This window comes from Ralstonia mannitolilytica, from assembly GCF_000954135.1.
GTDB lineage: Bacteria > Pseudomonadota > Gammaproteobacteria > Burkholderiales > Burkholderiaceae > Ralstonia > Ralstonia mannitolilytica.
Genome location: NZ_CP010799.1, coordinates 3,339,656 through 3,358,668, shown reverse-complemented (window position 1 = coordinate 3,358,668; position 19,013 = coordinate 3,339,656). Strand labels below are relative to the sequence as shown.

Here is a 19,013-nt window from a genome sequence, read left to right as displayed (position 1 = left end):
GATAGCCGGTGGCTTTTTCTTATAGCCGCGCGCGGGCGTTATCGGCCGTTGACCGCTTCCGGCTGCCGCTCACGGCAGACGCGCTGCGCTTCGCCGACGAGCGAATCGCACTGGTTGGCACGGCGCGACCAGAACGCGCGGTCCGACGACGATTCGGCCGTCGCCTTGCCGTGGCGGTGCGTGACGTGCTTGTCGACCCACTTGTCGGTCTTCACATGCGCACGGTGGACCTTCTGCCTCAGGGTGCCGGGCGTGGCTTGGGGCTGCGCGCCGGACATGGCCTTGTTGTGATAGCCGGGGTTCTCGGCGGCGTCGGCGTTGCGCTGCATCTGCGTGCGCGGGCCTTCCATCGGGCTGTCGACGCCGGTGACAGCGCTGTGATCTTTCTGCTGGGCCTGCGCGGGCGCCGCGCCGATCCACGCGCAGGTGGCCACCACGATGGCCGCGGCCAGGCTCGACATCTTGCGTGCTTGCATGCTCGTTCTCCTTGTTGTGAAACGGGGCGGACTCAACGACACGCACGCAGCGTGCCATTCACGGGGGCCCCGAACGTCACAATAGAAAAGCGGCAAACCGGTGGGCAGTAGGGCTTTGGCTGAACCCGGTGTCAGACAACGCCGATCGGCGGCTCAGGCCCGTACGAACAGCCAGACCGTCAGGACCGCCCCCACGACAACCACAAAGCCGCGCAGCACCTTTTCGGGCAGCCGGTGCAGCAGCCACGCCCCGGCAAAACCGCCCGCGATGCCGCCAATGGCGAGCGCCAACACCGCCGCCCAGTCGACCCGCGGCGAGAACGCAAACACCGCCACCGCGGATGCATTCATCGTCATGGCAAGCACGTTCTTGGTAGCGCCCGCCGTGCGCACTTGCTGGCCCGCCACGGTGAGCGCCGCCAGCATGAGAAAGCCGATGCCGCCGCCGAAGTAGCCGCCGTAGATCGCAATCGCAAACTGGATGGCCGCCAGCGTCGTGGTCGACATGCCCGCCGTCGCGTGCAACGGCTTGCGGCGGAAGCTGCCCCACGCAAACACGGTCGTCGCAAACAGCACCAGGTAGGGCACCAGCTTGGCGAAGAACGACGGCGGTGTCGCCAGCAGCAACAGCGCGCCGAGCACGCCGCCGATCAGGCTGATGACGATGAGTTGCTTGAGCGAGAGATGATGCGCGCCGGCATCGACGCCGCCGGCCAGCTTGCGTCCGGCAATCGATGAGGTGATCTGGCTCGGGAACAGCGCAATCGTCGACGTCATGTTGGCCGCCAGCGGGTTGAGCCCCGCCAGCAGCAGCGCGGGAAACGTGATGAACGACCCACCGCCGGCCAGCGCATTCTGCGCGCCGGCATAGACGCCGGCCGCCGCGACGAGCAGGGCGGTGGAAAACGAAAGCGTGGTCATGGGCGAGAGGTCCGGCGCGGCTGAGGTCAGGCCGCATGGTAATGGAACGCCCGCGCCCGCGCTTGTTACCGGAGTGGGGTGTCGCCGTGCCGCCGCAACCACCATTCGGCGAGTTCGAACGCGCCTTGCACCGCCAGTGCCAGCACTGCGGCGGGGATGGCGCCTGCCAGCAGCGTTGCGCTGTCGTTCAGGGCGAGCCCGGTGGCGATGCGCTCGCCGTAGCCGCCAGCGCCGATGAACGCAGCGATGGTCGCCGTGCCCACGCTGATGACGGCCGCTGTCTTGACGCCCGCCAGGATGACGGGCAGCGCCAGCGGCAGATCGACCACGCGCGTGCGCTGGGATGGCGTGAAGCCCAGCGCCAGGGCGGCATCGCGCAGGCCTGCGGGCACCTGCTCCAGTCCGACGATGGTGTTGCGCACGATCGGCAGCAGCGCGTACACGGCCAACGTAATCAGCGCCGGCACCACGCCGATCGACCCGACGACCGGGATCAGCATCGCCAGCAGCGCCAGCGACGGAATTGTCTGCAGCACGCCCACCATGGCCAGGATCGGCTGCTTGATCGGCCGCCGCGCCGCCATGAGCCCGAGCGGCACGCCAAGCAGGACGGCCACGCCCGTGGAAATGCCCACCAGCGCCAGGTGGCGCTGGGTGAGGCGCCACAGGTCATCGGTCAGCTGCGTGAAGAACCCTCGTGTGGGTGTGGCCGCAGGTACATCGCCATGGCCGGCCAGAAACTGCCGCGCGACTTGCGAGAACGACTTGCCCTCGAGCTCTACCGCCGCGTTCATGGCAATCATGTCGTCGCGCTGGATGCGGCGGGCCAGCGCGCCAATCGCCTGCCATTGCGCAGCGTGCCGTCGCGCAACGTCGGCGCGATAGAGCAGCACGGCGTCGTAGCGCGGGAAAATGTGCGCGGGATCGTCGAGCACGCGCAACTGTTCGCCGCGGATCCTGGCGTCGGTCGAGTAGATGTCGATCACGTCGACCTGGCTGGCGCGCAGCGCGTCGTAAGCGACGCCGTGATCGAGGCCGGTCGGACGCTGCGGCAGCTTGTAATGTGCGGCGATCGCCGGCCAGCCGTCCGCGCGGCCGAGGAATTCATGCGACAAGCCGAGGCGCAGCGCCGGGTGCGTGGCCAGATCGGCCAACGTGCGGATGTGTGCGCGTTCGGCGTCGGCCTCGCGCATGGCCAGCGCGTAGGTGTCTTCAAAGCCCAGCGGCACGCCGGCGGCGAGCCCCAACGGTGCAAGCGCACGATTGACGTCGGCCAGCAGCGCAGCCTGATCCGGATTGGCGGCTTGCGCAGCCGGCAGATGCAGGACTTCAGCGGCGATGGTGCCGAGGTAATCGGGGTAGACGTCGATGCTGCCGTTCTTGAGCGCGGCGAAGACGATGGCGGTGTTGCCGAGGCCCGGCACGTGTTGGGCAGGGCCATGCGGGGCGGCCGTCTGCGAGAGGATTTCCCCCAGCACGTACGACTCGGTAAAGCGTTTGGAACCGATGCGCAGCGGCTCCTGCGCCAATGCAGATGTGCTCAGCGCCAGCCACGCCATCCACATGAGGCAGCGCCGGAAGCGCAAACTACGGATCAGTCGCCGTGCATCCAAAGTGCGTCGAGGTCGGTCAGGCCCCAGTCCCGGGGTTCTTCTCTTGAGACAATCTGGTCGCCCGTCTGCGCCAGGTCGATCACCTCGGGCGCAATCCGCGTACCCGACGATATGGAGAAGAATACCTTGACCGTGGGCGTGAGCAACGCGCCGGGCGCATGCTGCATGACCACCGCCAGCCGCCCCGAGCGCAGCCGCACCAGCGAGCCCACCGGGTAGATGCCCACGCTTTTCACGAAGGCGTTGAAGACCACCGGGTCGAAATGGTTGCCGCGCCATTCGACCATGCGCTGCACCGCGTAGGCGGCCCCCCAGGCTTTCTTGTACGGGCGGTCCGACGTGATCGCGTCATACACATCGCAGATCGCTCCCATGCGCGCGAACAGCGAGATGCCGTCCCCGGCCAGCTTGTGCGGGTAGCCCGTCCCGTCCATGCGTTCGTGATGGTGCAGGCAGACGTCGAGGGCAACTTCGCACATGTTGCTGTCGCCGACGAGGATGTCGTAGCCGGCTTGCGGGTGCGTGGTCACGCTGCGGAATTCTTCTGCCGTGAGCGCCCCCGGCTTGTTCAGCACCTCGGGCGGAATGGCAATCTTGCCGATGTCATGCAGCAAGCCCGCCAGCCCAGCGTCGCGTACCTCGTCATCGGACAGCCCGAGCTGCCGGCCGAGCGCCACCATGAGCGCGCAAACCGCCACGGAGTGCAAGAAGGTATAGCGGTCCTTGGTTTTCAGGCGCACCAGGCTCGTGAGGGCGCCGGGGTGGCGGTCGACCGAGCTTGAAATCGCTTCCACCAGCGGCAATGCGTCGCGCGCTTCGACTGTGCGGCCCATGCGCGCGTCGGCAAACATCGCCTGCACGGCCGCTTCAGCCTTGCTGATGAGGCGGGCAGCGTGGCGCATTTCCTCTGCGCGCGTGAGCGCGCGGGGTGCGATGGTGGCGCCTGCCAGTGTTGCCGGCGGGGTGGGCGGCGCCATTGCCGTGGGCACGGCACGTGCGGCTGCCACATCGGTGCCGCGGGCGGTGTCGATCCAGACCTCCCGCACGCCGCTGGTGCGCAGGCGTTGCAGCTGGGCGGCGTCTTCCACGCGAAAGCGCGCTCGCCAGAACGGGTGGTCGAGCCACGAGCCGACGAATTCGTCGAGGTACATGCCAACCCGCAGGTCTTCGATGGCAATGCGCTTGCGCATAGAGTGGTGTCGAGCGTCGAGACAGGGCGGTTCGCGCAAAGGAACGCCGCCTGCCAATGGAATACACCACTGTTATCGGACGTGCGTCACCGGGCTTGAGAGGGGGGAAATCCGGACTTGCCATATAGAAGCCCGCGGGCGGAGGCCTCAAAAAAAAGCGGCCAGAAGGCCGCTTCGGTAAGCCGGTACCGGCGCCCACTCGGGCGCGCGGCATCGGGGAGGGAGAGACGTCAGGACGAACCGCTTATTGGCCGTCGGTGAACGGGTCAGCCTTGCCGACCAGGGCGCCATCGGTGTACGGATCGGCCTTGCGCAGTTGGCTGTCGGTGTAGGGGTCGGCCTTGCGCAGAGCGCCGTCCGTGTACGGATCAGCCTTGCTCACGCGGGCGCCGTCGGTGTACGGGTCGGCCTTGGTGACGGCCTGGCCGTTGGTGTACGGGTCTTGGCTTTGCACGCCGGCAGCAAAGGCGGGAACGGCGGCAACAGCGATCAGCGAGGCGAGGATCAGGTTCTTGGTCTTCATGATGAGCTCCACAGTCTGGGGGGAAGCGCTTGCGCACGAGCAGGTTTGCTGCAGTGCGGTAACGCGATGGCATAAGCTTAGTCGTTGCTCGAACGGGAAAAAAGCAGTTCTCTTAAACTCTTTGTTCAAAAAACAAGAACAATTGTGCTGCTCCAGGCACCTGCATCTGCGTCTAAGTCATTGATTTGACACACAAATATGCGATGCGGGATAACCCTTAATGCGGAAGTCTGACTACGCAGCAGTACGAAAATTCCCGGCGCACACGCCCCGCTTTGTTGCATTGCATTTCACACATGGGGATTCCCCTCCCCACGGTGGGGCGGTTTGCCGCTAAACCTTCCGGGCGGATGGTCGTTGATGCAGGTACGGGCGACGTTTCGCGCCCACTGCAGTCAGGAAGGTCCCATGTCCATTACCTCTGGTTCCATTGCCCGTTTCGAAATCGACGGCGTCGCCTACCAGGCGAGACTGTTTGCGCTGCCGTTTCACGTGCCGGAGAACGGCCGCGTGCGCGCGCACGCGATCGGGCGCCCGGACATGCCGTTCAGCGGTGTGCATGTGCTGGGCAAGTGGCTGGAAGCGCGCGCGTTGCCGCAGGGGGTGGGCCTCGTCATGGCGGACCGCCTGTTCTCGCACGGCGCGGTGGAGCAGTGGTCCGGCGCGGACGGCGCACGCGCGGCCAAGGTGCTGTCGCAGGTGGCGCTGGGCGCCAGGTCCAGTCATCGCCTGTGGCGCAACACCGTGGCAGGCGGCTTTCGCGATGAAACCGCGTTCTTCCTCGGCGCAGCGTTTGTACAGAGCGATGCCGCCGTGGACGATGTCCGCCTGCTGGGCGATCTGATTCCGGCAGCCGAGTGGGCGAATGTGGCCGGCGCCGCTTCGACCATGATGGGGCTGCACCTGTATCGGCCGGACGAACCGGAAGCGCTGGTCAACTGTGCGCTACTGGCGCCGGCGTGGACGGAAGCCGCCGTGGAACGCGCTGACGGCTATCGTGCGCTCACGCTGCTGCATTCCTTTACCGAAGGCGACGAGGATATCCACGTCGACATCGAACTGCTGCCGCCCGGCCAGGTGGTGCTGCAGGTGGAATCGTGCTCCACGCGGTTCTCGGCGCGCTTCGACCCGGCGCTGCTGGGCCGCGACATGACCGATGCGCTGCTGCGCGACGCGCTCGCGTTGCAGCACGGCGATCGGACGCGCCTGCACTGACAGCGTGGACGCGTGGCGAGCCCGTGCTGCGTGCCACGCCGCGTGCGGATGCGCACGTCCTCGCGATTTTTCGCTCTCGTGGCCCGGTTGCCGGCCAGGGCCGCGGCGCTTTTGCATGCGGGCCCTTGCCGCGAAGGCGCGGCTGCCGCGCACCGCCCTGTCTTAGCCGCGCTTACCTGGCGGCCGCGGTCCACGGATACGCGAGCCACGCATCGAAGCGCTTGGCAAATTCGCCGCTCTCGATCGTCTGGCGCAGCCACTGGTCGACGAAGTTCTTGAACACGACGTCGCGCGGCAGCAGGTAGGCCTTCTCCGAGAAATCGAACGGCGCCTCCGGGTGCACCGCGCACAGTTCCGGATGCAGCTTCTGCTGCAGCTTGGTTTCGACCGCGTCGGTCATCATCAGGTCGGCGCGGCCTGCCACGATCTCGTTGAAGATCGTCACGTTGTCCGGATACACCCGGATCTGCGCCTGCTTCAGGTTCGCGCGTGCAAACTTCTCGTTGGTGCCGCCCGGGTTGACGATGGCGCGCACGTTCGGCTGGTCGATCTGCGCCAGCGTCTGGAACTTCGCCTGGTTCTCGCAGCGGGTGATCGGCGTCTTGCCATCGCGCTGATACGGAATCGAATAGAACGCCTTCTTCTGCCGATCGAGCGTGACAGACACCCCGCTCATGGCGATGTCATAACGGTCCGCCGCAAAGTCCTGCATCAGCGTGGACCACGTGGTCGGCACGACTTCCAGCTTCACGCCCAGCGCCTTGGCCAGGCTTTCGCCCATCTCCACGTCCAGGCCGATGAAGCGGCCGTCTGCAGGGTTCTTGTAGCTGAAGGGCTTGTAGTCGCCAGTGGTGCCGACGCGCAGCGTGCCGCGCGCGATGATCTCGTCGAGGCGATTGGTCTGGGTGTGGGCCACGGCAGGTGCGGCCAGGGCGGCGCAGAACAGCAGGGCACCCGTGCGGATGAAGCGGTTCAACATGAGACTCCTCCTGTGCAACAAAAAAGCGCGACGCCGCGGCGCCGCGCCCCCTCAATGCCGGCTTACTGGCCGGACGTCTTGTTCCACTGCAGCGCGTTGAGCACGGCCAGCGACATCGCCGTCACGCCCGTCTTGATGGACGGCTCCGGCACCGGCGCAAACAGCGGCGAATGATTGGTCGGCAGCGGCTTGGCGCCCGGCTTGAGCGACGCAAGGAACGTCTGCGGATCATTTACGCCGATGAAGAAGAACATCGACGGGATGCCCGCGTCAACAAACGCCGAGAAATCTTCGCTGGCCGTGATGGGCGGCACGCGCAGCACGCGGTCGTTGCCGAAGGCGGTCTTGAACATCGCCTCGGTGCGCGCGACCACGGCCGGGTCGTTGTTGACGGCCTTGCCGCCCTCAGTGATCTTGATGTCGGCTTCGGGCGCGCCGGACATCTCCGTGACGGCCTTGGCGGTGCGGCGGATGCCGTCGAGCATCTTCTGACGCACGGCCGGCTTGTACGAACGGATCGTGCCACGCAGCAGCACGCTGTCGGGGATGATGTTCTCGGCGCTGCCGCCCTGGATGGCGCCGATGCTGACCACACCGAATTCCTGCGGATCCTTCTCGCGGCTGATCACGCTTTGCAGGTCGACCACGAAGCGCGCGGCCATCATCACCGGGTCGATCGTCTTGTCGGGCGCGGAGCCGTGGCCGCCGCGGCCCTTGAAGGTGATCTCCAGCCCGTCGGAGTTGGACGTGACGGGGCCGCTGTTGAACACGATCGAACCATACGGCCCCGGGCCCGTATGCAGCGCAAACGCATAGTCAGGTTTCGGGAAGCGCTTGAAGAAGCCGTCGTCGATCATGCTCTGCGCGCCCGATACGGTTTCTTCCGCCGGCTGGGCCACGAACACCAGCGTGCCGTGCCAGCGGTCCTTCAGCGACACCAGCGTCTTGGCCGTACCGACCCACGATGCCATGTGCAGATCGTGCCCGCAGCTATGTGCGACGCCCACGTCCTCCCCCTTCCATTTCGTCCGCACGTGGCTGGCATAGGGCAGGCCGGTCTTCTCTTCCATCGGCAGCGCGTCGAGTTCGGTACGCACCAGGATCGTCGGGCCGGTCCCGTTGCGGTACACCGCCACCACGCCCGTCCTGCCGACGTGCTCCGTCACGTCAAAGCCGATCTTGCGCATCTGCTCGGCCAGCTTGGCGGCGGTGCGCGTTTCCTGGAAGGCCAGTTCCGGATGCGCGTGGATGTCCTTGTAGAGCGCATCGAGCTGGCCGTATTCGGCATTGACCGCTGCGTCGACGGCCGGCTTGATCTGCGCGACGTCGATGCCGCCCGCGGCTGGCGCGGCGGACGGGGTTTGAGCGAAGGCGGGAAGCGCAACCCCGGCAATCAGCCAGGCGAGCGCGGTGCGCTTGAAGCGGGTCGAGCGAAGGGTCATGGGGTCTCCTTGCGTGGCACGGGTTTGATGCAATATCGTTGCTTCGTCAAACGTCCTGATTATGCAATTGCGTGCAGCCGTGCGCACCCCGGGGCAGCCCGGATAGACCAGGGCGTTTGTCGCCCAACACGGACGTCAATCGGATTCAGCTCCGCCGTCATCGATGCGGATTCTGAAGCGGCGCAGGTTGGCACCGGCCGCGGGCTTGCCTAGACTGGCTCGGGTGTGCGGTCTACTGGAAATCGCAAACGGAATGACGCCGATGTGCCTGCAGCTCTCGTTTAGCGATGCCCCGCCAGCCGATTCAGCGATTGGCGCGGCGCTGGAGGCCGCCCAGCGCGTGCTGCAGCACACCGGTGTGTCGCCGCGCGAGGCATTCGCGGCGTATCAGGCGTTTGCCAGCGGCAGCCGCGGGCCGGATGCCCTGGCCCTGGCCTTTGCACGGGCCGAAGCCGAGGCCATGGATACCCTGGCCGCGCACGGGTATCCGCACTATGGCTCGGTGAGTCTCGCGGCGCTCTAGCGTGGGCGCTTCAGACTTCGGCGGCCTTCCCGCCCAGCCGCCGGGCCGTTTCCGAAACGTGGCGATGGATGCGCGCGAGGAAGTCGACCTCCGCGGCCCGTGTCGGCGAATGGCCCAGCGCCTGCGACAGATGCGTCGCCACGAACGACGACTGCGGTGCCAGCATGCTGATCAGGCGCAACAGTTCGCGGCGTGCCTGGCTGGCGTCGTAGCCGAGGTGGTCGGCCAGCGCTAGCAGGGCGTCCTGATCGATGGCGTCGTAACGGGCTTGTGCCGTGGGTGACAGCGTCTGGGCATCCCACTCGTTCGCATAGACGGCGGCACAAAAGAGGTGATCGTGCGCGGCCAGCCGGATGCCGTCGGCGCCGATATGGAAATGCAGCGTGCCGGCCGAAGCGTTGCGTCCGCCGATCAGCAGGCAGAACACCATCCAGCGGAACAGCGATGCCGTGGCCGCTACCGGGTCGGCGCACAGGCGCGCGCATTGAGACACCTGCTCCACCGTGATCGGCAAGAACCGATGCTCCGGCGAAAGGCCCAGCAGCTGCACCGCCGACACCACATAGCGCGCCTGGACGAGCGCCGTATCGTCGCTCTTGCAGCGCAGGGTGCGATCGAGCCGCTGCACCACGGCGGCGGTTTCCGGAAACTGTCGCAGGCCGATGAACGGCGTTTCCAGCCCGATGCTGCGCCCGAGCAGCGTGGCCCAGCAGTGATTGATGGTCGCATAGGGCAAGGGGGCGCCTTCGCCAAGATCGAGCCGGACGAAGTGGCTCGACTGCGCAGCATTGGCCGGTGCCGAAAACCGGCCGAGCCACATCGAGACCGGCAGTCCGTTCGAGGCGAGGAACGGCAGGCGGATCGCTTCGGCCTCGCGCTCGACGTCGCTGCCGTAGCGCGCACGCGTTTCCGCCACGCGCAGGGAGGTGGCGCGCTGCGGCCGGCCGATGGTCTGCCGGAACTGCAAGACCACGTCGCGCTCCGAAAGCCCATCGGCGTGGCCATGAGAAGGCTTGGCTCCGACGGGCACGACCGTCAACGGGCCGTCGAGATGCGGTGCTGCCTGCGCAAAATGATCGAGCGCCGCAGCCGCGGCCTTGGGCGCTTCGCGTGCGGGTGCAGGCAGCAGGTATTCAAAGAAGTGGCGCACCGGCTGCGCTTTTGCCGTATCGGCGATCGTGCCGGCGCTGCGGCGCAGGTGCGGGCTCATGTCGAAGCCCTGCGCAGAAGCCTGCCAGCGAGCATCGTATTCGAACGCCCAACCGCTGCGGCCGCACGACAGTTGACCGATCAGGTGCTTGTTCAGGTAGACGTCCAGCATGCGCGTATCCAACGTGTTTGATGGAGCGTGCGTGGTCGGCCCGTGCAGCGGACAATCCGCCGGCAAGCGGGAATGCAATGCCTGGCACCATTCCCTTGCGCGCCCCTTATCGACCGTGGCCGAGCATAACGCAGAAAATCCGGTTAATCGCTGCGAAATCCGGTTTTGGTGATGCGGATTACTGAACGGCGATTATCGGATCGTTAATATCGCGTGCGATGCCGGCGATGTCTTTGGCGCTTGGTTCTACGTTTAAAGGCCTTAAGTCGACGCGCCACCGCAGCCAATGAGGCCGTTTGCAGATTTTTCAGCATGTGCCTGTGCGTGCGGTATTTATTGCAATGCGATTCACCATTCAGTTTGCAATCGGGCGATTGGATGTCTTAATAGGGCTCCATGTCGTTTCGTGTGGAAAGCAACACTGTCACTGGGGCATCGCCGGCGCGAACGGGCTGGCCGGCAGGTGCTTGAGCTTGGACATGCGCAGGTAGGCGATGGCGATGAAGTTCTGGCTCGTCCTGAAGCCGCGCGCGGCGCGCTTGGCCTGCTGCAGCAGCCCGTTCATCGCCTCGACGAAGGCGTTGCTGCGGTGATCGACCATGCCGCGCACCACCGCGTCGAACCGCTCCTTGAGCGTGGCGGCCAGCTTCTTGAACGGCTCGAGCCGACAGCGCCGCGCCCAGCTCAGCCAGGCCCTGAGGTCGGATGCGGCCTGTTCGATGCTGTTGTGCGCTGTGGCCCGTGCGTACACCTCGCGCAGCGCCATCTTCAGCCGCCACGCCCGCGCGCTCTTGAGCGTCGAGCGCTGCAGCCAGTGCATCGCCTGGAGCTGGCGGGCGCTCCAGGTGCTGGGGTTGCGCCGCATGCCCCACAGCAGCTGCCTGAGCGTCTTGCGGCCGCCAGCGCCCAGCGCGGCTCGCACCGCCTGCGCGTCGGTGGCCATCTCCGCGCGGCGCACCTGGTCCATCGCATCGATGGCCATCGAGACGACGTGAAAGCGGTCGTAGCTGATCTGCGCCTCGGGCAGCGCCAGCGCCACGCCCTTGGCGTAGGCCGCGCTCATGTCCATGCACACGTGCCGCACCTGGGCGGGATCGCCGCCATGGGCCTTCAGATCCTCGGCGAACTCCACCACCGTGCGGTGCTCGCGCCCCTCGGTGGCGAACAGCAGCCGCTTGCGATCCAGGTCGTGCACGACGGTGATGTAGTGCTGCCCGCGCCGCAGGCTGGTCTCGTCGATGCCCACCGTGCGCACGCCGGAGAAGTCTTCCAGCGCACGCGCCTGCTCGACGTAGAACTCGATGCGCCGCCACAGCCGCTTGTCCTTGCAGCGCAGCAACTCGGCGGCCTGGCGCACCGGCAGGTCCAGGCACAAGGTCAGCGCCAGCGCTTCGAACGCCGCGGTGAAGCCCGAGCCCGGACGCGCCCAGGGCACGGCCACCTGCGTGGTCTTGCCGCAGGCACCGCAGGCCACGCGCGGCACGTCGCAGTGCAGCCAGGCCTCGAACTGGAAGAAGTCCAGGTGCCGCCAGGATCGGCGCAGCCGGTCGTGCACCGGTTGCGTGGCCGCACCGCATGCCGGGCAGGCGAGCCTGCTGGTGTGGCAGCCGATCTCGAAGTCGATACGCCGCTTGGCCGTGTCGAGCCTGACGTCATCGACGACCCACGGCGGCTGCAAGCCCAGCGCGCTGGTGAACAGAGCTTCTACGGCAATGCCCATGGACTCATCCTCCTGCTCAAACCCGCCCGGTGGACATGTGCACAGGCCGACCAGCGGCCTGCACACATGCCCACCGGGCTCGACGACCAGGAGTCATTGTGAGTGTTGTGTTCCACACGAAATGACGAAGGACCCTTAATAGGCGCCTTGGATTTGAAATCTCCGGCGTTGCCGACAAATCAGCGTATTCCGGCATAGGGCCCGGTGCCGCCGGCGCGGCCAGCGGCGGCCGGGCCGCGCTCAGCGGCCGGAGCGCAGCAGATGGTCCTTGGCGTCGGCCGATTCCGTGCCGTTCGGCTTCGCCTGTTTGCCAAAGGACAGCACGCCCGTGGACAGCGACGTGCCCAGCAGGATGACGGCGCAGCCGATCACCATGTTCAGCGTCAACTGCTCGCCGAGGAACAGGATGCCCCACAGCACGCCGAACACCGGGATCAGGAAGGTGACCGACACGGCGCGCGTCGGGCCCACATGCGCAACCAGGCGGAAGAACAGGATGTACGCGACGCCCGTGCAGGCGATGCCCAGCCCGATCACATGCAGCCACACGCTGCCGGTGGGCGTTTGCGCAGGCCATAGCCAGTAGGCGAGCGGGGCCAGCACGATGGTGGCGCCCAGTTGGCTCCCGGTGGCCACCGCAAGGGCGGGCACGCCCGTCAGGAAACGCTTGGTGTAGCTGCTGGCCACGCCGTAGAGCACCGTGGCCGACAGCGCCGCCGCCACCGCCATGCCGCCCTCCTTGGCATCGATGACCGAGGAGCCGCCCACCAACACGATCACGCCGACGAACCCGATGGCGAGCCCCAGCATCCGCAGCGACGACATCCGCTCGCCCAGCCACGCAAACGCGACGATGGCCGCGAACAGCGGCGCGGCGGCGTTCAGCACCGAGGTGAAGCCCGCCGTCAGCGTGAGTTCGGCATAGGCGAACAGCGAGAACGGAATGGCCGAGTTGAGCACGCCCACGGCCAGCATGTGCGGCCAGTGCGCGCGCAGCGCCCCCAGCCCGCCGCGCCATGTCAGCACCGGCAGCAGGAAGCACGAGGCAATGGTCACGCGCAGCGCGATCAGGGGAACCGGCCCGAACGGCGGTGCCGCCACACGCATGAACAGAAAGGAACCGCCCCACAGGGCGGCGAGCGTGAGCAGTTCCAGCACATCGGAGCGGCGCATGAGGGTCTCGTTATGGTTGTGTTGTGTGAAGGGCGGTGTGCATTGTCCGCTCGATTCGCTTTTCATGCAGGCGCGAATGCCAGCGCGCCCTGGCGGGCATCGGCGGGCACGGGCAGGCGTTCGCCGACCTGCGCCGGATGGCCTTCGAGCCGCAGCAGCGCCGCCTTGCGCGGCAGGCCGCCGGCATAGCCCGTGAGCGCGCCGTCGGCACCCACCACGCGATGGCACGGGATGGCGATCGAGATCGGGTTGCGGCCCACTGCGGTACCGACCGCGCGCGCATGTTCGCGCGGCACGCCAAGACGCGCCGTGATCTGGCCGTAGGTCGTGCGATCGCCGAAGGCGATTTCGCACAGCTGCCGCCATACCGCCTGCTGGAACGGCGTGCCCTCGGGCGCCATCGGCAGATCGAACGCACGCAGCCGGCCCGCGAAGTAAGCCACGAACTGCGCCCGCGCCTCGCGCACGATCGGCACATCGGCGCCGTCGTGCATGCGACCGGCGTGCGCGGGAATCGTCTTCTGGCCGGGGAAGAACGCGCCGGTCAGGTGCGTGTCGGTGGCAATCAGCAGCAGGTCGCCGACCGGACAGCGGAAGGTATGGCGGTACATGGATTCAACCCGGAGCGGTCTCGGCGAGGGTGTCCTCGCGGTGCCAGAGGTGCATGGCGGCATAGGCGCGCCACGGCGCCCACGGTTCTGCGCGTTCGACCATGGCGCGGCGCGTGGGCAAGGCGCCATGGGCATCGGCCAGGCGCTTGCGAAGCACGTAATCGCCCAGCGGAAACGCGTTGGGCCAGCCCAGTGCCCGCATGGCAACGTATTGCGCCGTCCATTCGCCGACACCGGGCAGCGCCTGCAGTGCGGCCAGCGTCGGGGCGAGCGGCACCAGCGGCTCCAGGCGCAAGTCGCCGGCGTCGATGGCGCGCGCGAGCTGCACCACGGCAGCGGCGCGACTCGCCTGCAGACCGGTCTGCGTGGACAGCGCCTGCGGCGCGACTTGCGCCAGCGTTGCCGCAGACGGAAACACCGTCGACACGCCTTCGCGGGGCTGCGCGAGCGGTGTGCCATAGGCGGCCGTCAGCCGCCCGAGCATGCGGCGCGCTTGCGCCAACGAAACGACCTGCCCGGCGATGGCGCGCACGGCAATCTCGAAGCCGTCCACGGCACCAGGCACGCGCAGCCCTGGCGTGCTGGCAGCGAGCGCACCCAGATGCCCATCGACCAGGTCGGGCCGGCAGTCGAGGTCGAACAGGCGCCGCACGCGGGCCAGCACGGGCGGTATCGCGTGCAGCAGGCTCGGCGACAGCGTGAGCGCCACCGCGTGACGCTGCGGCACATTGCGCGCATGCAGCCAGCCGGTGTGGCGCATGCCGGCGTAGTCCACGGTGATGGTGCGGGCATAGCTGTCGGCGTCGACCTGCTCGACGCCCTCGACGGCGCGTGCGCCCAGGAAGGCCAGCAGCGCATGCCACGCAAACGGCGGCCGGTAGCCGAGCATGAGCGTCGGCCCGTCTTCCGAGCGCGCAGCGGCCGCGCGGGCCCGCAAGCGGGTCGGCGCAAATCCGTACTGTTCGGTAAAGCCACTGTTCAGCCGCCGCACGCTGCCAAAGCCCGCCGCAAAGGCCACTTCGCCGACCGGCAGGGCGGTGTCCGTCAGCAGCCGCTTGGCCAGCAGCAGGCGCTGCGTCTGCGCATAGTCGATGGGCGACACGTCGAACTCGGCGCGGAAGATGCGGCGCAGGTGTCGATCCGTCACGCCCACCGCGGCGGCCAGTGCGGCGAGGTCGTGTTCCTGCAGAAAGCCTTCGTCGATCATGCGGGCCGCCGCGCGCGCCAGGTCCGACGACATCTCGGCCAGGCTGTGCCCGGGCGCCAGTTCCGGCCGGCAGCGCAGGCACGGGCGAAAGCCCGCGCGCTCGGCGGCGGCGGCCGTGGCGAAGAAGCGGCAGTTCTTCTGTTGCGGCGTGCGCACCGCGCAGACGGGCCGGCAATATACGCCGGTCGACGTCACACCCACGAAGAACCAGCCGTCGAAGCGCCGGTCGCGCGATCGCACGGCGTGGTAGCAGGCGTTGTGGTCGAGGTGCATGGCGGTGATGGGGTGAACTGGCACCTAGTCTAGCCCTGTCACGGGGAGGGGGTTCGCCGGATTCGGACATCTCCCTGGGTGCCGAAATGCCGGGGGGCCGGCACAATGCCAGCACAACAACACATCGGAGATCGGCATGTCGAAGACCATCGTCATTACCGGCGGCAGCCGCGGCATCGGCCGCGCCACGGCGGTACTTTGCGCACAACGCGGCTGGTCGGTCGCGTTGCAATACCGCGGCAACCGGGCGGCGGCCGAAGAGACGGTGGGCCTCATCGAGCAGGCCGGCGCGCAGGCGCTGGCCGTGCAGGGCGACGTGTCGAGCGACGAAGACGTGATCGCGCTGTTCGAAGCGGCGGCCGGGCGGTTTGGCGCGCTGCACGGCGTGGTGAACAACGCCGGCATCGTCGCCGAGGCGCAGGACGTGGCCGACATGACCACGCATCGCCTGCGCACGATGTTCGAGACGAACGTGCTGGGCGCCTTCCTGGTGGCGCGCGAGGCGGCGCGGCGCCTGTCGACTTCGCGCGGCGGCGTGGGCGGGTCGGTGGTGAACGTGTCGTCGGCGGCGTCGCGGCTGGGCTCGCCGCACGAGTACGTGGATTACGCTGCATCCAAGGGCGCCGTCGACACCATGACGCTGGGCCTGGCGCGCGAGCTGGCCCGCGACGGCGTGCGCGTCAACGCCGTGCGCCCCGGCCTGATCGAGACCGACATCCACGCCTCCGGCGGCCAGCCCGATCGGGCGCGGCGCCTGGGTGCCACGACGCCGATCGGCCGGCCCGGCACGCCGGAGGAGGTCGCGGAAACGATCGTCTGGCTGCTCTCCGATGCCGCGTCGTACGTGACGGGCGCGCTGCTCGATTGCAGCGGCGGTCGCTGAGCCGGTTTTTCCCCCAGCGCACTTGGTGGTGTCATCCCCCAATTTGTGGATGCGGCGCCCGGTGTGCGTTTCTACGATCGCAGCATGACGTTGCAGCCGCCCGGCATGGGCGAATGCGGCGTCCCTGCATCTGTACAACGTTCAGTCGGCCGTTGTACGGACGGCGACTGCGGATCGCCGGTGGGCGTGTCTTCCAGGAAGGCGCGCCTTTTTTTTCCGGGGGCGAATCGCGCGACGGGAAAGCGCTTTGCAGGGCATGCGTGACAGCATGCCCGCCTCGTCTGCGCTCAGGCGTCCGCGCCAGTGCGGAATGTGTCGCACTGGCGGAGGTCGCCGCCATCGAAGCCCTGGCGGAACCAGTGCATGCGCTGCTCGGAGGTGCCGTGCGTGAACGCATCGGGCGTGACGCTGCGGCCCGCGTTGCGCTGGAGCGTGTCGTCGCCGATGGCGTGCGCCGCGGTGAGCGCCTGCTCCAGATCGCCGCGTTCGAGCAGGCCACGCTGCTGCGCGTAGTGGCCCCACACACCGGCCAGGCAGTCGGCCTGCAGTTCGAGCTTGACCGACAGCGCATTGGCGACGCGCTCCGGCTTGCCCGCCTGCGCGCGGCTGACCTTCTCCGACACGCCGAGCAGGTTCTGCACGTGGTGTCCGACTTCGTGCGCGACCACGTAGGCGGCGGCAAAGTCGCCGGGGGCGCCGAAGCGGCGGCGGAGTTCATCGAAGAAGCCGAGATCGAGGTACACCTTCGTATCCGCCGGGCAATAGAACGGGCCGACCGCCGACGTGGCGTCTCCGCAACCCGACCGGATGCCCTGGCGGAACAGCACCAGCTTGGGCGGCTGATACGCGCGCCCGGCCTGCTTGAAGAGCTGCGACCAGGTGTCTTCGGTATCGCCGAGCACGTGGCTGACCAGCGCCTTGCTGCGGTCGTTGTCGGTTTCGCCGGTGGGGCGCGCAGGGCCCGGCGCGGATTGCACCGGTGCATTCTGCGACACCTGCATCACCATGCCGAGAATCTCAAGCGGGTTCTTCCCCATCAGCAGACCGACGATGGCCACCACCGCGATGCCGCCGATGCCCAAGCGGATACCGCCGCCGCCAAAGCCGCCCCCCGAGGACGCGCGTTCGTCCTCGACGTTGTTGCTCTCGCGCATGTCATCCCAACGCACGTTGTTCTCCTTGAGGGCTAGGGGTCGGTGGCAGGTTCCGGTGTCACACCCGGTAAACTTTGCAAAGTCTACCCGCTGTATGCGCGCACGGACATTCCGTTGGGCGGCCCAATCGTCTGTTCCTGGACGTTTTTCCCGGTGCAACAAGGGTTTGCAGACGATTGCGGCAACGCACAAAGTCCGGCAGGAAACTTGCTATGCAAAGCTGCTCATCGCCCGCCGGCCCTGTCATGTTGCCGACACACGGCGGTTTCCGAATCACGATCGGCGCAGATGAGGTTGCCGATCCATGACTTCGAGTGTTCACCATGCGTTTGCCTGCTTCCATCACTGCTCAGCCACCGGACGCCGCGGATCCGTCGCATCTGGCCGCCACGCACGTCGACCCCACCGAGGTGTCGGACGTGGAGCAGACCGATGCCGAGCGCAAGCCCTTCTGGGGGCGCGTTTCCGCCGCGGTGTTTGATGGCGCGTTCGGCAGCGTCGCGGCTGCGTTCATCGCAGTCACGGGCGCGATCTACGTGGGGATGTACCACGCGCCCTGGGTGAAGAGTCTCGCCAGCCACACGCCCACGGCGGCCCAGGCGGGCAACGCGATGAGCGTGGCCGTGGCCGCCACTCCGGCCAATGCTTCGACGCCGGTGGAGGCGCCGCCTGCGGCCGAGGCGCCCGCGTCGCCCGACCGCGTGGCGGCTGCACGTGACCGGATGGAGCAGCGGATCTATTCGCAGGTCCAGCAGCCCCGCGCGCGCACCGTGGCCGAGCGCGAGACCATCGACGAGCCGGACGCCCCGGCACCGGCCAAGGCGCGCCGACACCATCGCGGCACGCGCTACATGCATCGCGGGGCACCGTTCGACGCGTCTTGGTACAAGGGCGCCTGAGGGGCCTTTCGCAAGTCGAAGCCCGCGCCGGCGCCGATGTGGTCGAGCCCGTGCACCGCTGCGCGCAGGCGGCGCCGCAGCGGTTCCGACACCGGCAGGAGGGGCGCGCGCGTATCGGCAGCAATGTGGCCCGCCTCCGACAGCAGCGCCTTGACGGGCGCCGGGTTCGGCTCGGCAAACAGCAGCTCGGCCAAGGGCGCAAGCGCGCTGGCGAGGCGCCGTGCTTCGTCGACGCGGCCTGCGCGATGGTGCGCGACCAACGCCACGAACAGATCCGGGCGCAGGTGGGCGCCCGCCAGGATGCCTCCGGTGCCGCCATGTGCGAGGCAGTCGAGGAGCGCGCCGTCATCGCCGCTCAGGACAGCGAGCGGCCCGCCTTCGAGCTGGGCAAATTGCTCGGCCACGCATTCCTTGATGGCGACGATGTTGGCGGTCTCTGCCAGCGCCAGTGCGGTGGCAGGCGCGATCGACACGCCCGTGCGCTTGGGCACGTTGTACAGCACCACGGGCCGCGCCGTGCTGGCGGCCACCTGTGTGTAATGCCAGTGCACCCCGGCTTGCGATGGACACACGTAATACGGCGGCGGAACAAGGTAGCCCGCGCTGTTCCAGCGCTCGTAATGACGGATCTGCGCGCACACCTCGCGCGTGTCCGCCGCGCCTACGCCGATCAGAAAAGGCGTGCGGTCGGCGCAAGCGTAGGCGATGGCCTCCAGCACGGTGTAGCGCTCGATCTGAGAGAGCAGCGCGGCTTCACCGGTCGTGCCCAGCGCAACGAAGCCCGACACGCCCGCGCCCTGGTAATGGCGCACCAGCCGCCGCAGGGCAGCGGTGTCGACCTGGCCATGGTGGAACGGCGTGACCAGCGGAATCCAGATTCCCGAAAACAT

The 19,013-nt window shown here is 67.7% G+C and carries 18 protein-coding genes; 4 read left to right on the top strand and 14 right to left on the bottom strand.

The annotated features are described in order from the left end of the window. Positions 1 to 38: 38 nt before the first annotated feature. The 5 genes from TK49_RS15800 to TK49_RS15780 all read right to left on the bottom strand — a co-directional run bounded on the left by TK49_RS15800 (position 39) and on the right by TK49_RS15780 (position 4,723). Positions 39 to 476 (bottom strand): hypothetical protein, encoded by a 438-nt coding sequence (locus tag TK49_RS15800; RefSeq protein WP_045787554.1) that lies wholly within the window; start codon positions 474 to 476, stop codon positions 39 to 41. A gap of 153 nt (positions 477 to 629) precedes the next feature. Next, positions 630 to 1,397 carry a sulfite exporter TauE/SafE family protein gene (locus tag TK49_RS15795; protein ID WP_045787553.1) on the bottom strand — a complete coding sequence of 256 codons (768 nt, stop codon included), beginning with the start codon at positions 1,395 to 1,397 and terminating at the stop codon, positions 630 to 632. 65 nt (positions 1,398 to 1,462) lie between these two features. Further along, positions 1,463 to 3,010 (bottom strand): ABC transporter permease/substrate-binding protein, encoded by a 1,548-nt coding sequence (locus TK49_RS15790; protein WP_045787552.1) that lies wholly within the window; start codon positions 3,008 to 3,010, stop codon positions 1,463 to 1,465. Beyond that, positions 2,992 to 4,200, bottom strand: coding sequence for an HD-GYP domain-containing protein (locus tag TK49_RS15785; protein ID WP_045787551.1), 1,209 nt, complete (start codon positions 4,198 to 4,200; stop codon positions 2,992 to 2,994). Before TK49_RS15785 ends, TK49_RS15790 begins: the two co-directional genes overlap by 19 nt. Before the next feature lie 244 nt (positions 4,201 to 4,444). Beyond that, the gene (locus TK49_RS15780; protein WP_045787550.1) at positions 4,445 to 4,723 is read right to left on the bottom strand and encodes a hypothetical protein; all 279 of its coding nucleotides are present in this window, start codon (positions 4,721 to 4,723) and stop codon (positions 4,445 to 4,447) included. Between the two features lie 408 nt (positions 4,724 to 5,131). Between TK49_RS15780 and TK49_RS15775 the strand changes: the two genes are divergently transcribed. Continuing rightward, positions 5,132 to 5,938, top strand: a complete 807-nt coding sequence (locus tag TK49_RS15775; protein WP_045787549.1) for a hypothetical protein — start codon at positions 5,132 to 5,134, stop codon at positions 5,936 to 5,938. 172 nt (positions 5,939 to 6,110) lie between these two features. Here TK49_RS15775 and TK49_RS15770 read toward each other — a convergent pair whose 3' ends face one another. Together TK49_RS15770 and TK49_RS15765 are read right to left on the bottom strand one after the other, a co-directional pair. Then, positions 6,111 to 6,917 carry a transporter substrate-binding domain-containing protein gene (locus TK49_RS15770; protein WP_045787548.1) on the bottom strand — a complete coding sequence of 269 codons (807 nt, stop codon included), beginning with the start codon at positions 6,915 to 6,917 and terminating at the stop codon, positions 6,111 to 6,113. Between the two features lie 62 nt (positions 6,918 to 6,979). Further along, entirely contained in the window at positions 6,980 to 8,359 is a 1,380-nt protein-coding gene (locus TK49_RS15765) for a M20 family metallopeptidase (RefSeq protein WP_045787547.1), read from the bottom strand. 253 nt (positions 8,360 to 8,612) lie between these two features. Here TK49_RS15765 and TK49_RS15760 point away from each other — a divergent pair, with 253 nt between their 5' ends. Continuing rightward, complete coding sequence (locus TK49_RS15760; protein WP_045787546.1) at positions 8,613 to 8,882, top strand: hypothetical protein; 270 nt, start codon at positions 8,613 to 8,615, stop codon at positions 8,880 to 8,882. Between the two features lie 10 nt (positions 8,883 to 8,892). On the opposite strand, the gene TK49_RS15755 is transcribed toward TK49_RS15760, so the two are convergent. The 5 genes from TK49_RS15755 to TK49_RS15735 form a co-directional block, all read right to left on the bottom strand. Beyond that, positions 8,893 to 10,203 carry a HipA N-terminal domain-containing protein gene (locus TK49_RS15755; protein ID WP_045787545.1) on the bottom strand — a complete coding sequence of 437 codons (1,311 nt, stop codon included), beginning with the start codon at positions 10,201 to 10,203 and terminating at the stop codon, positions 8,893 to 8,895. Between the two features lie 424 nt (positions 10,204 to 10,627). Further along, on the bottom strand, positions 10,628 to 11,923 hold the full coding sequence (locus TK49_RS15750) for an ISL3 family transposase (protein ID WP_045785873.1): 1,296 nt from the start codon (positions 11,921 to 11,923) through the stop codon (positions 10,628 to 10,630). A gap of 240 nt (positions 11,924 to 12,163) precedes the next feature. Beyond that, positions 12,164 to 13,096 carry a DMT family transporter gene (locus tag TK49_RS15745; protein WP_045787544.1) on the bottom strand — a complete coding sequence of 311 codons (933 nt, stop codon included), beginning with the start codon at positions 13,094 to 13,096 and terminating at the stop codon, positions 12,164 to 12,166. Between the two features lie 62 nt (positions 13,097 to 13,158). Beyond that, positions 13,159 to 13,707, bottom strand: a complete 549-nt coding sequence (locus TK49_RS15740) for a methylated-DNA--[protein]-cysteine S-methyltransferase (protein WP_045787543.1) — start codon at positions 13,705 to 13,707, stop codon at positions 13,159 to 13,161. A gap of 4 nt (positions 13,708 to 13,711) precedes the next feature. Next, a complete protein-coding gene (locus TK49_RS15735; RefSeq protein ID WP_045787542.1) occupies positions 13,712 to 15,187 on the bottom strand; it encodes a DNA-3-methyladenine glycosylase 2 family protein in 1,476 nt (491 codons plus the stop codon). A gap of 136 nt (positions 15,188 to 15,323) precedes the next feature. Here TK49_RS15735 and TK49_RS15730 point away from each other — a divergent pair, with 136 nt between their 5' ends. Next, entirely contained in the window at positions 15,324 to 16,070 is a 747-nt protein-coding gene (locus TK49_RS15730; RefSeq protein ID WP_045787541.1) for an SDR family oxidoreductase, read from the top strand. Between the two features lie 287 nt (positions 16,071 to 16,357). Here the strand turns inward: TK49_RS15730 and ypfJ are convergent, their stop codons facing one another. Then, positions 16,358 to 17,239 (bottom strand): KPN_02809 family neutral zinc metallopeptidase, encoded by an 882-nt coding sequence (ypfJ, locus tag TK49_RS15725; RefSeq protein ID WP_045787540.1) that lies wholly within the window; start codon positions 17,237 to 17,239, stop codon positions 16,358 to 16,360. A gap of 308 nt (positions 17,240 to 17,547) precedes the next feature. Here ypfJ and TK49_RS15720 point away from each other — a divergent pair, with 308 nt between their 5' ends. Continuing rightward, the gene (locus tag TK49_RS15720) at positions 17,548 to 18,123 is read left to right on the top strand and encodes a hypothetical protein (RefSeq protein WP_045787539.1); all 576 of its coding nucleotides are present in this window, start codon (positions 17,548 to 17,550) and stop codon (positions 18,121 to 18,123) included. Here the strand turns inward: TK49_RS15720 and dapA are convergent. Then, positions 18,072 to 19,013 carry a 4-hydroxy-tetrahydrodipicolinate synthase gene (dapA, locus tag TK49_RS15715; protein ID WP_045787538.1) on the bottom strand — a complete coding sequence of 314 codons (942 nt, stop codon included), beginning with the start codon at positions 19,011 to 19,013 and terminating at the stop codon, positions 18,072 to 18,074. The genes TK49_RS15720 and dapA overlap by 52 nt on opposite strands.

What these genes read in the sequence shown, in the direction of transcription:
- TK49_RS15720 (WP_045787539.1), top strand. Translation starts at nt 17,548, where the DNA reads ATGCGTTTGCCTGCTTCCATCACTGCTCAGCCACCGGACGCCGCGGAT.
- TK49_RS15755 (WP_045787545.1), bottom strand. Translation starts at nt 10,203, where the DNA reads ATGCTGGACGTCTACCTGAACAAGCACCTGATCGGTCAACTGTCGTGC.
- TK49_RS15770 (WP_045787548.1), bottom strand. Translation starts at nt 6,917, where the DNA reads ATGTTGAACCGCTTCATCCGCACGGGTGCCCTGCTGTTCTGCGCCGCC.
- TK49_RS15750 (WP_045785873.1), bottom strand. Translation starts at nt 11,923, where the DNA reads ATGGGCATTGCCGTAGAAGCTCTGTTCACCAGCGCGCTGGGCTTGCAG.
- TK49_RS15745 (WP_045787544.1), bottom strand. Translation starts at nt 13,096, where the DNA reads ATGCGCCGCTCCGATGTGCTGGAACTGCTCACGCTCGCCGCCCTGTGG.
- TK49_RS15730 (WP_045787541.1), top strand. Translation starts at nt 15,324, where the DNA reads ATGTCGAAGACCATCGTCATTACCGGCGGCAGCCGCGGCATCGGCCGC.
- TK49_RS15800 (WP_045787554.1), bottom strand. Translation starts at nt 476, where the DNA reads ATGCAAGCACGCAAGATGTCGAGCCTGGCCGCGGCCATCGTGGTGGCC.
- TK49_RS15780 (WP_045787550.1), bottom strand. Translation starts at nt 4,723, where the DNA reads ATGAAGACCAAGAACCTGATCCTCGCCTCGCTGATCGCTGTTGCCGCC.
- TK49_RS15785 (WP_045787551.1), bottom strand. Translation starts at nt 4,200, where the DNA reads ATGCGCAAGCGCATTGCCATCGAAGACCTGCGGGTTGGCATGTACCTC.
- TK49_RS15735 (WP_045787542.1), bottom strand. Translation starts at nt 15,187, where the DNA reads ATGCACCTCGACCACAACGCCTGCTACCACGCCGTGCGATCGCGCGAC.
- dapA (WP_045787538.1), bottom strand. Translation starts at nt 19,013, where the DNA reads ATGTTTTCGGGAATCTGGATTCCGCTGGTCACGCCGTTCCACCATGGC.
- TK49_RS15765 (WP_045787547.1), bottom strand. Translation starts at nt 8,359, where the DNA reads ATGACCCTTCGCTCGACCCGCTTCAAGCGCACCGCGCTCGCCTGGCTG.
- TK49_RS15795 (WP_045787553.1), bottom strand. Translation starts at nt 1,397, where the DNA reads ATGACCACGCTTTCGTTTTCCACCGCCCTGCTCGTCGCGGCGGCCGGC.
- TK49_RS15775 (WP_045787549.1), top strand. Translation starts at nt 5,132, where the DNA reads ATGTCCATTACCTCTGGTTCCATTGCCCGTTTCGAAATCGACGGCGTC.
- TK49_RS15740 (WP_045787543.1), bottom strand. Translation starts at nt 13,707, where the DNA reads ATGTACCGCCATACCTTCCGCTGTCCGGTCGGCGACCTGCTGCTGATT.
- TK49_RS15760 (WP_045787546.1), top strand. Translation starts at nt 8,613, where the DNA reads ATGACGCCGATGTGCCTGCAGCTCTCGTTTAGCGATGCCCCGCCAGCC.